14 protein-coding genes, 2 tRNA genes and 1 pseudogene are annotated in these 16,463 nt (G+C 48.6%); 10 read left to right on the forward strand and 7 right to left on the reverse strand.

What is annotated here, in order from left to right:
- The first annotated feature begins 43 nt into the window (after window positions 1-43).
- From IC229_RS26125 to IC229_RS26140, 4 genes and pseudogenes are all read left to right on the forward strand, one after another.
- On the forward strand, window positions 44-1,471 hold the full coding sequence (locus IC229_RS26125) for a GntP family permease (RefSeq protein WP_190890478.1): 1,428 nt from the start codon (window positions 44-46) through the stop codon (window positions 1,469-1,471).
- 231 nt (window positions 1,472-1,702) lie between these two features.
- A pseudogene (locus IC229_RS26130) lies at window positions 1,703-2,575 on the forward strand (2-hydroxy-3-oxopropionate reductase); the annotation flags it as partial.
- 18 nt (window positions 2,576-2,593) lie between these two features.
- Window positions 2,594-3,709 (forward strand): mannonate dehydratase, encoded by a 1,116-nt coding sequence (locus IC229_RS26135; RefSeq protein ID WP_190890481.1) that lies wholly within the window; start codon window positions 2,594-2,596, stop codon window positions 3,707-3,709.
- Between the two features lie 98 nt (window positions 3,710-3,807).
- On the forward strand, window positions 3,808-5,100 hold the full coding sequence (locus IC229_RS26140) for an enolase C-terminal domain-like protein (RefSeq protein ID WP_190890483.1): 1,293 nt from the start codon (window positions 3,808-3,810) through the stop codon (window positions 5,098-5,100).
- Between the two features lie 100 nt (window positions 5,101-5,200).
- On the opposite strand, the gene yiaA is transcribed toward IC229_RS26140, so the two are convergent.
- The 3 genes from yiaA to IC229_RS26155 all read right to left on the reverse strand — a co-directional run bounded on the left by yiaA (window position 5,201) and on the right by IC229_RS26155 (window position 7,290).
- Entirely contained in the window at window positions 5,201-5,590 is a 390-nt protein-coding gene (gene yiaA, locus IC229_RS26145; RefSeq protein WP_190890485.1) for an inner membrane protein YiaA, read from the reverse strand.
- 71 nt (window positions 5,591-5,661) lie between these two features.
- Entirely contained in the window at window positions 5,662-6,270 is a 609-nt protein-coding gene (locus tag IC229_RS26150; protein ID WP_190890487.1) for a CbrC family protein, read from the reverse strand.
- 12 nt (window positions 6,271-6,282) lie between these two features.
- A complete protein-coding gene (locus tag IC229_RS26155) occupies window positions 6,283-7,290 on the reverse strand; it encodes an ankyrin repeat domain-containing protein (protein ID WP_190890489.1) in 1,008 nt (335 codons plus the stop codon).
- A gap of 220 nt (window positions 7,291-7,510) precedes the next feature.
- Between IC229_RS26155 and IC229_RS26160 the strand changes: the two genes are divergently transcribed.
- The 6 genes from IC229_RS26160 to IC229_RS26185 all read left to right on the forward strand — a co-directional run bounded on the left by IC229_RS26160 (window position 7,511) and on the right by IC229_RS26185 (window position 12,020).
- A tRNA-Arg gene (locus tag IC229_RS26160) sits at window positions 7,511-7,584 on the forward strand.
- Window positions 7,585-7,711: 127 nt separating this feature from the next.
- Window positions 7,712-7,784: transfer RNA gene (locus tag IC229_RS26165), tRNA-Lys, on the forward strand.
- Window positions 7,785-7,857: 73 nt separating this feature from the next.
- Complete coding sequence (locus IC229_RS26170; protein ID WP_190890491.1) at window positions 7,858-8,166, forward strand: hypothetical protein; 309 nt, start codon at window positions 7,858-7,860, stop codon at window positions 8,164-8,166.
- A gap of 500 nt (window positions 8,167-8,666) precedes the next feature.
- Window positions 8,667-9,992, forward strand: coding sequence for a hypothetical protein (locus IC229_RS26175; protein WP_190890492.1), 1,326 nt, complete (start codon window positions 8,667-8,669; stop codon window positions 9,990-9,992).
- A 90-nt stretch (window positions 9,993-10,082) separates the two neighbouring features.
- On the forward strand, window positions 10,083-11,171 hold the full coding sequence (locus IC229_RS26180; protein WP_190890494.1) for a hypothetical protein: 1,089 nt from the start codon (window positions 10,083-10,085) through the stop codon (window positions 11,169-11,171).
- 420 nt (window positions 11,172-11,591) lie between these two features.
- Window positions 11,592-12,020 (forward strand): hypothetical protein, encoded by a 429-nt coding sequence (locus IC229_RS26185; protein WP_190890496.1) that lies wholly within the window; start codon window positions 11,592-11,594, stop codon window positions 12,018-12,020.
- Between the two features lie 120 nt (window positions 12,021-12,140).
- Here the strand turns inward: IC229_RS26185 and IC229_RS26190 are convergent, their stop codons facing one another.
- The 4 genes from IC229_RS26190 to IC229_RS26205 form a co-directional block, all read right to left on the reverse strand.
- The gene (locus IC229_RS26190) at window positions 12,141-13,520 is read right to left on the reverse strand and encodes a right-handed parallel beta-helix repeat-containing protein (protein WP_190890498.1); all 1,380 of its coding nucleotides are present in this window, start codon (window positions 13,518-13,520) and stop codon (window positions 12,141-12,143) included.
- A 122-nt stretch (window positions 13,521-13,642) separates the two neighbouring features.
- A complete protein-coding gene (locus IC229_RS26195; RefSeq protein WP_190890500.1) occupies window positions 13,643-14,167 on the reverse strand; it encodes a hypothetical protein in 525 nt (174 codons plus the stop codon).
- A 45-nt stretch (window positions 14,168-14,212) separates the two neighbouring features.
- Window positions 14,213-14,977: a hypothetical protein gene (locus tag IC229_RS26200; protein WP_190890502.1), complete on the reverse strand. Its 765-nt coding sequence runs from the start codon at window positions 14,975-14,977 to the stop codon at window positions 14,213-14,215.
- Window positions 14,978-15,210: 233 nt separating this feature from the next.
- A complete protein-coding gene (locus tag IC229_RS26205; protein ID WP_190890504.1) occupies window positions 15,211-16,455 on the reverse strand; it encodes a hypothetical protein in 1,245 nt (414 codons plus the stop codon).
- Window positions 16,456-16,463 lie beyond the last annotated feature (8 nt).

A 16,463-nucleotide genomic window follows, 5' to 3' on the forward strand; every position in this document is an offset into this window, starting at 1 on the left:
GTAGCTCAACATTGTGGGTTTCCACCCGCGTTACACTCTAATCATGACTGATCCTCTTTTTATTTTAGCCGTTGGTGTAATCATTGTTGTCGGGGGTATTATTGGGCTGAAACTACACCCGTTTTTAGCCCTGCTGCTTGGCGCTTTTGTGGTGGCACTGATGACACCCGCATCCGTCATTGAAGCGTTTGCCATTTCGAAAGGAACGGCTCCAGCGGCAGCCGCAGCGCTGGCGAAAAAGAGTGTCGGCGAACGTATCGCTACGGAGTTTGGTAACACCTGCGGTAAAATCGGCATTCTGATTGCCATGGCCGCTATTATTGGTAAATGCATGCTTGAAAGTGGAGCCGCCGAACGTATCATCCGGTCGATGCTACGTCTGACCGGTATCGAAAAAGCGCCAATCGCGTTTCTGATTAGTAGCTTTTTCATCGGCATACCCGTGTTTTTCGATACGGTCATTTTTCTGATGATGCCGCTCGCCAAAGCCATGACGCTACGTATCGGCAAAAATTACCTGCTGCTGGTACTCTGTATTATGGCCGGAGCAGCCATGGCGAATTCGTTGGTGCCACCCGCGCCGGGGCCTCTGTTTCTTATTGGAGAAATGAAAATTCCTATCGGTCTGATGATGATTGCCGGCACTATTGTAGGATTGTTTACCATTACGTCGGGCTACTTTTTTGCCTTGTGGGCGAATAAAAAATGGCCGATTCCGCTACGTGATTCGTTGGATGCCAAACTGGAAGATATCAAAGCCATTGCCGCCAAAGAAGACGCAAGTCTGCCCCCACTGGGCGTATCGCTACTCCCAATCCTGATTCCGCTGGTGTTCATCTGCGTCGATACCGCGTTTAGTGCGATGGATTCTGTATCAGATTCGATGAAGCCAATTGCCAGCGTATTCCATTTTCTGGGCGAAAAAAACCTGGCTGTTATTACTGGCGGCATTGCGGCTTTGCTGATTCTGGTGAGTCAGAAAAAAGGTGGTAAAGAAGGTTTGACGCCATTTGTGCAGGCGGCTTTAATGAGTGGGGGCGGTATTATCCTGATTACGGCAGCCGGTGGTGCATTCGGTGGAATGTTGCAGCAGTCGGGAATCAGCGGACGTATCGCCGAACTGACCAAAGGTTACCAGATGGCGCTGATTCCGATGGCGTTCTTCATCGCAGCTGTAGTACGTACTGCACAGGGATCAGCGACGGTAGCGTTGATTACTGCTTCGGGAATTTTGTCGGGAATGGCCACGAATGCGCAACTGGCGTTTCACCCTGTTTATCTTGGACTGGCTATCGGTTGCGGTTCCAAATTGATTCCGTGGATGAACGACGCTGGTTTCTGGATTGTCTGCAAACTCAGTAATCTGACTGAAAAAGAAGCGTTGAAAACCATTTCACCACTGCTCGTGGTGATGGGGCTTACAGGATTGATTGTCATTATGATAGCGGCACAACTGTTTCCGCTGGTATAGAAAAATGTTAAAGTTCTAGATTTCTTGTTCCAGGTTCTAAGAAACTGTCTGAAAAACCCCTAAATCCCCTGAAGGGGACTTAACTCGCACTCGAACAAAGTCCCCTTCAGGGGATTTAGGGGTTTTTGAGCGAATTACAAAATAGTTTTCAGACAGCTTCTAAGTATAAAGTATCGGCTTTTACGTCTGTAACCTGGAACCGCACCGGCGGCCCGGTTTGAACAAAATAGTAAACGAATGGAAAAAATAGGATTTATTGGATTGGGTATCATGGGAAAACCCATGGCGTTGAATTTGCGGAAAGCGGGTTACGACGTAATGGTTTTGAGTCAAAGTAAGGCTGCTGATCCGTTGGTTGAGGCTGGCGCACAGGCCGTTTCGAATAGTAAAGAACTAGCCCAACAGTGCGATGTAATTATCACAATGCTGCCCGATTCGCCTGACGTAGAGCAGGTCGTTACTGGTCCCGATGGAGTGCTGGAAGGGATCAAATCGGGCGCTTTGTTCATTGATATGTCGACGATTGCTCCGGCTACTGCACGTACCATTTACAAGCTCATGCAGGAAAAAGGAGTGGAGGCACTGGATGCTCCCGTATCAGGTGGCCAGGTTGGAGCTGAATCGGCTTCGTTATCGATTATGGTGGGTGGGAGTGAAGCGGCTTTTGCACGGGCGCTGCCTTTGTTTCAGGCGATGGGCAAAAACATTATACATATTGGCGAACCCGGAGCCGGGCAGACCACCAAAGCCTGTAATCAGATGATTGTCGGCATTACGATTCAGGCGGTTGCCGAAGCGTTTGCTCTGGCCGAAAAAGCGGGTGTGAATCTGGAGAAAATGCGGGAGGTGTTGCTGGGCGGTTTTGCCCAAAGTCGCATTCTCGATCTGCACGGAAAACGCATGATCGACCGGAATTTTGCGCCCGGTTTCAAAATCAAACTGCACAAAAAAGACATGGGTATTGCCCTGAAAACCGGCGACGAATTTTCGGTGCCACTTCAGGCAACTGCTCTGGTGGCCAATCAGATGAAAGCCGCTGTAGAGGGCGGTAATGGCGAGTTAGACCACAGTTCGCTGCTGTTATTGCTAGAGAAAAAAGAATAATACCTAACGCTTAACACGATGAAACGGAAGAGTTTTATTAGAACTATTGCGGCTGGCTCACTAGGAGCGGTTGTCTGGGAACCGGAAGTTGCTAAAGCCGGGAACGTAGCGAAACCCAAGAAAGTGCTGATGAAAGTCGGCTGTCAGTCGGGAGGAACGTCCATTGAAAATCTGGAATTTAAAGCGCGTCATGGCGTGTATAATCTGGATGGCGGGGCACCTAAAACCATACCCGGCAAAGGCTGGGATCTGGAAGATTCGCTCCGTAAGAAAGAAGCTTGCGAAAAGTACGGCATCAGTCTCGACGCGTACCATTTCCCACTGGCTTCGTCGGGCATCGATAGGGCTGAGTATCCGAACATCATGCTTGGCAAAAGCCCCGAACGCGATCGCGAAATCGAAATTCTTCAGCAGATGATTCAGGTGGCGGGCAAAACCGGCATTAAAGTCCTGAATTACAACACGACCATTTTGCCCGTACTACGTACCGGAAAATTTACCGACCCTAAACGTGGGAATGCCATCTACAGCGTTTGGAATTACGAAGAAGCACTGAAGCAGAACCATCCAAAAACGGTAGCGGGTGACGTATCGATTGACCAGATGTTCGAACGTATTACGTACCTCCTCGACCGAATTCTGCCAGTCGCTAAAGAGTACAAAGTGAAGATGGCCAATCACATTGCCGATCCCCCAACGCCGGTTGGCTATCGGGGTATTACGCGCTGGAATAGCCCGGACGTGTTTAAAGGAATTCAGCGATTTGCCAAGTTGTATGATTCTGAATATCACGGCTTTAATTTGTGTCTTGGGTCTGTCGCTGAAGGATTGAAAGATCCGAAAACCGAAATTTTGCCGATCATTAAATGGGTAGGGGAGCGCAACCAGATTTTCAACATACACATGCGCAACATCAAAGGCGGCTGGAACAATTTTCAGGAGGTATACCCCGATAACGGCGACATGAACTTTCTGCACGTAGTGCGGGCGTTACGTGATGTTGGTTACTCTGGTATGGTAATGCCCGACCACGTACCACACCATGCCGCAACCGGCAGCGATTTGCAGGCATTTTCGTTCTGCTACGGCTATATAAAAGGACTCATTCAAACCGTCAGCGACGAAGCCGCTTAAATTTATGTATGATGTTTGACGTATGATGTATGAGAAAGTTGGCTCTTCAGACTTTTTTATGCATCATACGTCAAGCATCATACATTATACTATTACCTATGGGTCCAAGAATTAAAGAAATTCACATTACTCCCATTGCCATCGTCGATCCGCCCTTGCTGAATGCGGCTGGACTTCATGCACCGTATGCGTTACGGACCATCGTTGAGATCGTGACCGACGATAACATTTCAGGCATCAGTGAGATTCCCGGCAATAAAGATATAGACATCGCTCTGGCGGAAACTCTTCCGTTGCTCATCGGAAAAGACGTTTTTCAACTCAATGAAATTCGGCACGTATTAGTCAATTATTTCGGGACGGAGGGGATGGTGAAACGAGGTGAAACACCTTGGGACCAGCGGAAACTTGTGCATGTTTTCAGTTCCGTCGAAGTTGCTTGCCTCGATATTATCGGAAAAGTTACGGGTCGACCAGTGGTTGATTTGTTGGGCGGAAAAATGCGGGATTGTGTTCCGTTTTCGGCTTATCTCTTTTATAAATACGAAGGAGCAGGCGGTGAACTCGGATTCGGTACCGACCCAAATGCCACGGACTGGGCCGCTGCCCGACAAGCCAGCGGGTTGACTCCTGCCGAAATTGTTGCCCAGGCAAAAGCCATGTGCGCTGAGTTTGGTTTTCAGTCGATTAAGCTGAAAGGGGGCGTTTTTGAACCCCAGCAGGAAGTCGATGCGATGTTCGCCTTATACGAAGCCTTTGGGCCAGACGTACCACTACGTGTCGACCCGAATGCCATCTGGAAAGTAGAGACGGCCATCCATTATGGAAAAATGATGGAGCCGATCCTGGAATACCTGGAAGATCCGGTTCGGGGGCAGGCTAACATGGCGAAGGTACGTAGCGCCCTGAAAACACCGCTGGCTACCAACATGTGTACTACGTCGTTCGAAGATATTCCGAACAGCATTGCCATTGGTTCAGAAGACATTATCTTAAGCGATCACCATTTCTGGGGCGGATTACGTTCGTCCATGAACCTCTCCGCTATTTGTGATACGTTCGGGCGGGGACTATCTATGCATTCTAATAGTCACCTCGGTATTTCGTTGGCGGCTATGGTGCATCTGGGGGCGGCCTTACCGCAGGTGCCGTTTGCGCTGGATACGCACTACCCCTGGCAGTCGGACGAGGTCATTACGTCGGGTCGGTTCAAATTTGAAGAAGGCATGGTACAGGTACCTCGGGAACCCGGCCTCGGCGTAGAGCTTGACCGGGAAGCGCTGGCTAAACTACATCAGACTTATCTGAACTGTGGATTGACAAAACGTGACGATGAGACAGAAATGCAGAAAGTACAGCCCGGCTGGACATTTCAAACGGTACGTTGGTAGCACGTTCGACTCCATCTCAACGTAGTAAGCCCAATACGTTCCTCCAGAAACTACAGGAGGAACGTATTGGGCTTACTACGTTGAGATGGAGTCGAACGTGCTACGTTGTCGATTGGCCGTCGCGGGTATTTTTCTGAACTGCGATTGCCGCGAATAAAGCCAGCAGAAAAGCGAATGCATAGAATCCTTTTTCGCTGGGTAATAACGTAGCATTCCAAAGGCCAACCGTGAGTAAGACAATAGCTAAAATGGTTGAAAACCAGCAGATACCGTAATAAATATCTGTAACAGGCACCCCATCCAATCGGTCGCGGACGCTTTTCTGTACGGATACCACAGCAAAAAGCCCATACATCAGGACGGTGAAGTAAAAGCCTTTTTCATTAAGCTGCATGTCTGACCGCCACAGGCCGATTAGAAAGCCAAACATACCGGCACCCAGGGCCACCCAGGATGCGCCAACAAATGCCATTGATGGTTTTTGATTCATTACTTGGTTGTGATTATTATGTGAAGGGGAATGCAATCTATTTGTTAAATGAATACGATCGAGAGGTGTGGTTATTCAGTATCCCAAATGGTTTTGATTTCATCAGAATGCAGACTTTTGAACACATAAAAAAGTGTACTATGATCGCTGCTGTCCTGATAGTCTTTAATCTCTTTTTCCGGCAGGTACTCATCCCATAATTCATCCGCATCCACGTCGTCAGAATCCATTGTAAGTGATTGGATGAAAAGGCGTTTGCCCCGGCCATCGTGCGCTATCTTCTTATAAAGCACCTGTGAGCCATACCCAATAAACCGACAATAATCGCCATCGCTGCAGGGCCACAGCCAGTCTTGCCAGGTTACGAGTTGTGGTGTGGTTTTCTCAAGCTCATCGGTCTTTAGTTTCACTACGTTAGCGATATCCGGCCAACTTAAACTGGGATTCAGTTGGCGAAGTTGCTGCTTCAGGCGGGTTGCGTCGCCCTCACAGGTGGAAATGGAACGACCGATTAATTTCCCATTTCCTAAACAGTCGGTACATATGGCATCAATCTTTTCTTGCCCGTAGAATCCAGTCGCATCGAAACATTCTTTAACGATATCGCAACCGGTGCAGGCAACTTTATCCGCTAGAAAACCGACGTATAACTCTGGATTTGCGAAATATTTGAAGTCCATGACGAGTAGCTTTTATAATCGGTTTTTATTCTTTGCGTTGTTTTCGCGAAGAAACGCTTTCAGTTGAGAAAATTCTGAGGGAGTCGAACCCATTTGCTCATAAGTCCTGGTATTTTGTTCAATTAATTCAGGAAAACGTTGGTTTTGTGGGCCTTCAAATGAGATATCGGCCCCATTTTCCAGCAATAGTTGACAGATGTCCCACAACTCCATTCGACCGGCAGCCAGCAATGCACTGTGTCCGCGAAGCCAACTCGTATCAGTAGACGGAAATTCACAGTTAGGATTGGCATGGTGTTTAAGCAATACGTTTATTTTTTCAGTGCGATCGGTTGGATAATCCAGAATGGCCAACAGCAAAGGAAGACCTGAAGCGGCTTGAGCATCTGGATTTGCACCTTGCTTAAGCAATAATGAAAGCAGTTCGGCAGAGCACTCCCGACCCACAAGTGCATGAGTTGGAATATGGCCGGGAGTTCTGATTTGGATTGCAGCTCCTTTTTGAAGAAGCAGAGAAACACACAGCAAGGCGTCCTGTGGATTATAATTATGAACCGCTTTCATAGCTGCAAAATCAAGCAACGTAGTGTTTTCGTTTCCGGCTTTGTTCAGGAAGGGCGTCGATTGGCTTAAGAGTGTTTGCAAACGATTGGTATCCAGATTGGCAATAGCGGTAGCGATTTGTTGTCGGGGTGCATCAGTGAAATAATAGCTACCATCGGCCCGCTGTACCTCTCTCTCCTGAACAGCCGACGTTTCGTATAATTCATTGATTGAGTGGATAGCTCCATATAAAGAAGGCATTACCAGTAAAATAAAGACTATAATTTTGACAGCAAGAAATGGCATCAGATTGGCCCCAACCAGAATGATTAATGCAATGGTCCCGACTATTAGATAGATAGAGCCCAAAGCCCAGCCTGCAGCGTCCGTCGTTTGTTTAAGTCTGAGGGCAGAAAAGAGTATAGCCAGCGCATAAAGCCCAATCAGCGACCAATTGGAGATATTAATGACTTTCATGCGCCAAAATTGGTTGGTCGATTTTTAGAAAGCCATCTGAAATCAATAACCAGTAGAAATAAGTAAACAGTTGACGCACCACGCATATGAATCCCAGCGTCTTATATTGGAATAGTGCTCGAATAAGCCTAATTTTGGGGTATCAAATGGCTACGTTGACATACAGGTTATTTCCTGTGCCACGTAATCAGGAGACAATTTCAATACCATTACATAATCAGGTCCTGTAGCTCAGTTGGATAGAGCATCTGCCTTCTAAGCAGACGGTCAAGCGTTCGAGTCGCTTCGGGATCACATTGAAAATCACGTACTTATAGTGTAAAAATTGTAAGTGCCTGATTATTTGATACACAGTTTGATACACAGCAAAGCTCTTAATGAAAATTAAGGACAGGCTGTAAGTTTGATTAATTTATAGATTGACTCCGTAGCTCAGTTGGTAGAGCAATTGACTCTTAATCAATGGGTCGACAGTTCGAACCTGTCCGGGGTCACTTAGCAAAAAAGCACTTAGCTGAAATGTTAAGTGCTTTTTTTGTTATTGGTTAAACAAATTGAATCTATAGTATGTCCCACATCAACTCGCCCCAACCCAATGAATCCCCCTGTACTGCGCTCAGGCAACAGGCTCGGGCTTTCTATGGACTGACTGTGGCTGACAACATCACCTTAGCCTTTAGCGCTTACCGCAATTTATTGCAGCAAACAATTACCTTGGCAAGTGATCCAACCTCCTTCGCACCTGCATGGAATAAGCTTATCAAAGATGCCGCAGTTGATTTAGTCGATTTTGAGCAGGGCGATTCGATGGCACTGGTTAAACTTCAACATTCGGTAGCCGCCAGTGCAGAGCTTTTACCCCAGTCATACTCCTGATGCTTATAGATATTGCTAATGTACTAATATGACTCCGCCCTTGCTTTACATAAAAGACTGTTCCACTACCACTCATACCACTCCGCAAGCGCTTAAAAGGCTCGTCTTACCATTTCTGTAGCGCCTACCAGAAAAGGCCCCTATACACCCCTTTTTAGTTTGACTGCTCTGCGTCTAGAATGGTCTGTGGATAAAATTTACAAAAAAGGCTTTTTCTGTTAATGGCAAAGGGGGTAGGGCCTGACCAAATTTTACTCTTTTTACTCCGCATTTGGTATAAAGGCGGCTTGATCGCTGTAATTCAGCCCTCCTAGGTATTCGGATTGCTAGGCTAAAAAATAAAAAGATGTTTTTTAGCCTACATTTCCTAAACATCCTACATTATTACTCCTTCTACTTACTTGGGTTTTTCTTGCTGAAAGATTGTACCGGAAAGTAAAAATGAAACAAAAATAGACTGGCTATCAGCTAGATTTGATAATGACTAAATCGCTGACTTTATGAAACCAGCTATTCTACTTTTTTGGGCAGGTATCTTAGCCAATACTGCTCTGGCTCAGCAAACTCAAAGTATCTACTATACGGCTGCTACTGCAGAAGATGGCAAATCCAATATAACCCTGGGTCCCTATGCGGGGACAACCGGAGGGGCTCAGACGGTAACCCTGGGGGCCTTTGCTGGCCAGTACAATACGGCTCAAGGCAATGTATTTGTGGGCCATAGTGCTGGAAGACTAACCTCATCAGGAAATGCCAACACGTTTGTAGGCTATTCAGCGGGGTATAGCAATTCAACCGGTTTTATGAACAGCTTCCTAGGCTATTCAGCGGGGTATACCAACTCAACTGGTAGCTCCAATACCTTCCTAGGTTATCAGGCAGGGTATGCCAATTCAACCGGTGGTGGCAACGTATTTCTGGGCACCACTGCGGGCTTATCCAATACAACGGGTGATGGCAATGCTTTTTTGGGCAGTCAGGCTGGTAACTCGAACACAACCGGTAACCTCAATGCCTTCGTAGGCGCTGGAGCAGGTACCTCTAATTTAGGCGGTGCCTCCAATACCTTCATTGGCTATGGGGCAGGTTACTACAATGTTAACGGTAACCTCAATACATTCGTAGGTGATGCAGCCGGTACCAATACGAAAGGTTCCCGGAATACCTTTATCGGAAAAGCATCTGGTTATTCTACATCAACCGGCGAAAATAATGTCTTTTTGGGAACAGGGGCAGGTCAAAATAACATTACCGGCAGTAACAACACGATGCTGGGTTATAACAGCAGCCCCACCACCGCTAACCTCCAGAATGCGATCGCCATTGGTTATAATGCCACCGTAGCGTTAAGCAATGCCATTGTGCTGGGCGATGCTTCCAACCCCAACATCGCGGTGGGCATCGGGACCAATGCTCCTCAGTTTCCCCTCGATGTTCGTGGTACAATCAACCTACGCAACAATGGAAAAATCAAATTTGCCCATCTCAGCAATCCTTTGTTTAAGGGCACTACTGACCAGTTTCTAACGGTAAACGAAGTTGGTGAAACGGTGCTGGCTACGTATCGTTTGCGGATCAACAACACCAATCAGTGGAGCGATAAAGTATTCTCGCCAACGTATCAGTTAAAAACACTTGCTCAGGTCGAGCAGTATATACAGCAACATAACCATTTGCCAGATGTTCCCTCAGCTGAGCAGGTGAAAACAGACGGGGTGGATCTTGTCAAGATGAATGCGCTATTATTACAGAAAGTAGAGGAGTTGACGCTGTATGTAATTGAGCAGCAGAAGCAAATAGAGCAACTGAAAAAGGAAAGAAAATAACCTGAAAGCTGATTTTAACCTACCTGATTACATTCCATTTCTTAGCCTAAACCACTTAGGTAATACCTGTTTAACACCTACTTATCCAGTATGAAAAAAAAATTTACTAATCCCCTGCTTATTGTCATTCTGCTACTTGCTCCAGTCCTTACGAGTTACGCAGGCAGTTTACCCACTGGTCAGGTTGTATCCTCTCCACTCGCTACTACATGTCCGTCCACTTTCAGTTATACGGTTTCGAGCACCACCAGAGCCTTTGTTTCCAACACCTTGTCCACAGTACCTGTACTGACCATATGCAACGGCGGGCTATTGGCGGTGGGTATGTTGACCGCCGATGTACCGACAGCTAATCTTCGGTTTATTGAACAGATCAGCTCCAACGAGAATGTAATATTTGAAGGTTTACCAGTTCCGGCACTCAGGATACCGACAGATGTAGGTATTGAATACTTCAATCGCTCGTTTGGTGCCTATATCTTGATCAACCCAACCGTAACCGGAACGCTGAGTGAAACCTTTACGCCATATATTGATCTCAATAATAATCGGCTGTTTAATCCTGAAACCGAATGCCTGGGCCAACCCGCTATACTAAACTACGTTATCACTAATACTGCCCCTCCCGACCTAACCACCACATTTACCCTTAAAACAGGGAGCTGGACGGATGCCAGCGTTTGGTCTTGTGGTCGAATTCCACAGATCTCGGACTTGGCCCAGATAAAGCATGTGGTGACCCTTCCACCTAATTTCCAGGCCGAGGCCATGCAAGTTGTATTCGATGCCGGTCAACGGTTACTTTTCGGTACGGGTAGCACCCTTCGAATGGGTATTAATACAATTCAAGGGGTATTTACTGGCACCTATACTTACGATAATAACCCTGAATTAGGCTCCCAATATTTCAGCTTTGAGATTAGAGCTGACGGCAGTCTTATCGTTAATTCAGAAAATTATGGGCAACCCTATAGAGCCACCGGTACCTGGTCTTTAAATGGGACAGCTTTTACTGCTTCCTACACGTACGATAATGGCTTTACACCAGGTGAAAACACATTACAATCCGTTACTGCCAATTTCGACAGCATTACAGGTAAATTGACCGCTGGGATTTGGCAAAATACTTCCCCTATTAATGGATATGCCGGTACATTTACCTTGACCAAGGTCAATTAAAATAGTATACTACAACAGTTAATTCATCCATCAGGAGATTGAGGAGCTAAAACGAATCGTGAAACGTCGATACAAGACCAGATAAACTATGAATCCGACCACTCAACAACCTAATCAGGAGCCCTTACCGGGCGATTATTATGGGGTAATCTATAAAGGGGGCCTGTTGATACCCCTTGGGATACTGATTGGGCTCGCATTTGGGGTGTGGTGGATTGTCAGAAGGCGTAAAAAGTAAATGGAGATAATAGCTACTGCTTCAGAAGGTGGAGGAGTTGGCCCTGTACAGTATTCAGCAGCAGAAGCGGGCGAACAACTAGAAAAGTTATTGAAACAGGTACTGGAGAGGAAATAACATCCCTTCCTTACTTATATACAAAGCTCTGCCGTAACTGGCAGGGCTTTTGTGTTAGTGGGACCATGAGCCACAGATCACCCGAAAATCCTTTTTCTCGCTTAACTACACATCAAGTCATGAATACCCAGCAACCACTTTCCTTTACGCTCAAACGGCAACGCATTGAACTGGCCCTGCTGTTCGAATTGCCTGCTCAGCTCAACCAGGGCCTTTGCGAGCTCCAGTGTCATCTGCGCGTAGGAGGCACGACATGCCCACCCTACGGCTCCGGTGTCTTTGTGCTGGCCTTGCAGTGGAATGTCGACGGGCAACAACTTGAAAACAACTCGACCGAAGCACTCGTGGTCAACCGGGCCCTCTCCGAGATTCGGGCTCAGCATCGGCAAATACTACAGGAATTAATCCTCGCTGATATAGAGCCCACCTCTATGATGGTACGAGACTATTGGCTGACAGGACAGACCATTTCACCCCGTCTTACCCTTAAGTAGGGTGTAGGTCTCATACCGAAAACATGAGCAAGGTAAACAGATGACTTTAGAGCATCTTAGGTTTAGTTGAGGTAGTAGCTGTAAAAGTATTGTACAGCTACTACCCCCTTATTTCAGGCGCTAATTGCCCCCTAGCCTTAGCCGACTAGTCGAGCCAAAGATCAACCGTCCCGTTGCACTATAGATCACCCGTAGAGCCTGCCCCTGATAGGTAGGGGGTAAGCTCACGGCATAATTGAGCGTTACTACGTCAGTTAGCAAGGGCACCCGACCACAAGACCATATACTGACATCATTCCAGGCACCTGCTTTCAGGGTATACATACTCGTACACTCCCACGCGCCTTCGTAGGCACCCATATCGATAGTGGTCTGCAGAATCCGGGGATTGCCTGCCAGATCGGTGGTGGGGCCATTCACTTGAGCATAAGCCGTGTTGTTTCCCCTATTGATGGCGAACGAGCCAGCGGCCAAGACTAGATCAGCCGGGGTCTGAGGGGTAGAGGAGACAAAGGGGGAGATGGTCGTCATCAGATTGGCTGTTTCCGAATTATAGCCGCTCACGGTAGCCTCCAGTAAACTAAAGCGGGCTGAAACCGTCCCTCCCAGACTATTGGCAAAGCTGTTACTGCCCCCATTGTTCCAGACCACCGAATTGGTCAGATCCACGGAGCTGGTCAGGTTATAGAAGGCCCCGCCCTGACTGGCTGATGAATTGCCGCTCAGGCTGCAGTTCATCAGGCTGGCCTGAGCCAGGGCATTGTAGAAGGCCCCGCCCTGGCTGGCCTGGTTACCCACCAGAATGCAGTTGATTAATTTGACCAGCACACCGCTGTTGTTGGCCCCACTGGCAAACAAGGCCCCACCCTGGCTCGAGGCAGTGTTCTGGATAAACTGAGTGTTGATCAGGGTCGGTCCGCCCGAATTGTTGGTATAGATGGCTCCACCTTTGGTGGCCGTATTCTGGGTGAGGAGGCATCGGGTCAGCAGAGGACTACTATTCTGGCTGAAGAGCGCTCCACCACTGGTGGCCGTATTGCTGCTAAACTGGGTGTTGACCAGCGTCAGGCTGGTGGCGCTACTGGTATAAATGGCTCCGCCCTGGGCTGCTTTATTGGCCGTAAAGTTACAGTTGAGCAAGGTGGGGTAGCTGGCCTCATCGTTATACAAGCCTCCGCCATTTCCGCTGGCGGTATTGTTCTTAAAGGTGCAGTTAGCCAGGGTGGGGCTGCTGTTCTGGTTATACATCCCCCCGCCCGAGGGGGTATTACCGCCCTGGATCACAAAGCCATCCAGGCGGGTGGTGGCCGTCAGGTTCTGGTTTTGAACGATGGGGGCACCCGGGGCCGTACGACTCAGGATGGTAGGATGAGCTTGTATATCCCGCTGGTTCAAAATGGTTTCCGTTCCTCCAAAGCCGCCGTAGTAGCTGATCCCTGGCTGAAAGGAAAAACTACCCGACGTCGAATAGGTCCCCTGGGCCACCCATAGTTCCTGCATACCACACTCATTACGCTGCGTCAGGGCATAAGCCAGGTCGGTGAAAGCATCCTGCCAGGAGGTGCCGTTGTTGTTGCCGGTAGCTATTGGGTTGACGTAATAGCGGGTGTGCGCAGCGCTGACTAAGGCTTTCTCCTGGGTACCAATGTCAATGTGGTTGGCCAGGCGCTGGGCCAGGCCCGGGTGTCGGCCAGATCGGGCCAGCGTTGCAGGATGGTGTTGTCGCCGGCATCAATGTAGAGGTCGGTGCAGGGGGGCAGCGTGGGGATACCATTGGAGATGTTGACCAGGTGGCGGGCCGGATCGGTGGGCACAGCCAACTGATCCTCGAAGGAGTGAAACACCGAATAGGACAGGTTTACATTGTCAAAGCTTATGGGAATGCCATTGTGAATGTTATAGTCCGTGTTTTTCACGTTCATGTAGGAGCAGTTGACAATGTCGGTCGTAGCCCCGTTGCGGCTGACTGCCAGGTAAGTGGCGGCCCCCGTGCCCCCTTCAGCTCCCACCCGATCAAAGGTGTTATTAATGATCCGGCAGGTATTGCCCACTCCTGTATTGTAAATCAGGATCGACGATGCACCGGCATAAAACAGATAATAATCAGGACTGGTCTTTGTATTGGACCAATAGGTGTTATAGAACACCAGATCCGCTTTGCCCCCGAAAAACTGCGGTTGAGCACGGCGTTATCAATCATCACGCCTACCGAATTGCCAATGATGCTGTTGAGCACCCGCAGGCTGGCCAGGGCGGTGGCGCCGGTGGCCTGGTTGGTGATGATGCCCCCCCTCACGGGACAACCCCTGGTCCAGGACACAATCGTTGAGGGTGGGCCTGGAGGTGCCGTTCTCGGCATAGTTGAGAATGTTCAGACCTACCTGACGGGTGTCAGCACCCGGAGCCCCACCTACGGTCGTCAGTCCATCGTCGGGGCGAAGCGAATAATCGGGTGGTGCGCTCTGGGTTTGAAAATTCACCCCGTCGAGGAGCGTCCCTTGGGCCGCGTTCTTGAAGACGATCACATGGCTCACGTAGGGCATGCCATACAGCAGGGTTTTGCTTCCGTGACGTTGAGCCAGGGCTGTTTCATTACCAGCAAAATGACCGTAGACTTTCACTCCACTGGGGATGAGAAAAAACTGCCGGGCGACATAATTGTGTTTGGCAATGGTGGCAGGGTTATTGTCCAAAGGGGGAGGTTGCTGCGAGGGGAGGTACTGTCGGTAGGTTCCCTGAGCTAGCCAGACCTGATCACCGGCCTGGGCCCCGCGCAGTGCTTTATGAAAGGAAGTAGCCGTCTGCCAGGAGCTACCCGTATTAGCCGCCGAACTGTCGGCTTTGACGTACCAGATGCGGCCTTGCCCGTAGGTAGCCAGCGAAAACACACTCAGCAAACAAAACAGGTACCAGCGCCGAGGGGGCCGGGCGAGGTTGAACGTAGATGCAGCTTGCATAGGTATCGATTGGATGTTTAGCCCGGATGAGGACCGCCAGAATGACGGCCTAAAAGTAGGGTTCTGTGCCTCGATGGGCTATGAAATTCCTCCCAAAAGCTATAAGGATTGTCCCAAAAGGGATTCTGGCAGATAAAAAATGAAGAAAATTGAGTCACTTTGACTAGGAGCAACAAAAAAGAAAGGACGTGACGAATCATCCATCCCCTAAATCGCTTGAATAGAATCTACTGTCACTTCTTCTCCAATAGCTGTTTAACCAAGGCCTTAAGCTCATCAATTTCTTTCTGTTGTCGCTCGGACTTCTTGTCCTGCTGAATACCATACAGGGTTAACTCCTCCACCTTCTCCAGCAAGGTTGCATTCATCTTCACCAGATCGACACCTTCTTTCGCTACCTGCTCCGCAGAGGGTACACCGGGTAAATGTCCGTGTTGGGCTACGTAAGTGGCAACAGCGGGCAGTGAACGCAACTGGTACGTAGAGGCAAAGACTTTATCGCTCCACTCGCTGGGGCTGTTGATACGAAGCTGGTAGCGGGCTTTGATGACTTCTCCCTTCTCGTTGACCGTTAGAAATTGATCGGTGGTCTGGGCAGCGGGGCTAGCATTGGTTAGGTTCGTTAACGTTAGGCTGGGCGATTCACTAACTACCTCCAGGCGATTGGCAGGTGCTGAGGTGCCAATACCTACGTTGACCTGATTGCCTAAGATTAACGAATTACTCATGGCTACCCGGCTGTTGGCTCCGATGGCAATCGCATTCTTAAGGCCATTTTCAGCTTGGCTGTTATAGCCCATCAGCACGTTATCATCACTGGTGATAATGGCCGTGCCGGACTTAGGGCCGATAATAATGTTGTTACTGCCCGTGGTGTTGTTATAGCCCGCCTGATAACCCAGAAACGTGTTTTGCTCACCTATGGTGGTGTTATAGCCTGCTTGATAACCGATCAACGTGTTCTGGGCACCTGACGTATTGGCATTGCCGGTGAAATAACCCAGGAACGTATTGGAATGCCCGTTAACATTGTTTTGACCGGCTACATAACCCACAAATGTATTTGAATAGCCTGTTGTATTATCATCGCCAGACCTATAGCCTACAAATGTATTGGAGCTCCCTGAGACATTTGAATCGCCCGCCCGGTAGCCTAGAAACGTGTTGTACTGCCCTATCGTATTGGCAAAGCCCGAAATATAACCCAGGAATGTATTAAACGAACCGGTTGTATTTCTGGCTCCTGTCGCATAGCCCAAAAAGGTATTCTGATTGCCAGAGGTGTTAACATTCCCCACTGATTTGCCCAGAAAGACATTTTCGTCCCCCGTCATAGCGGCATTACCAGCTAAGGGGCCAATGATTGTATTATGCTGGCCAGGGGTGGCTGAGTTAGCCGTTGTCACGATATAATTGGTATTCTGAGCCAGAAGGGTACTAGTCAACAGGAGCAGGGTTAATGAGCAAAGTAATTTCATGAGTTGAT

Origin of the sequence: Spirosoma profusum, assembly GCF_014699005.1 — a bacterium.
Classification (GTDB): domain Bacteria; phylum Bacteroidota; class Bacteroidia; order Cytophagales; family Spirosomataceae; genus Spirosoma; species Spirosoma profusum.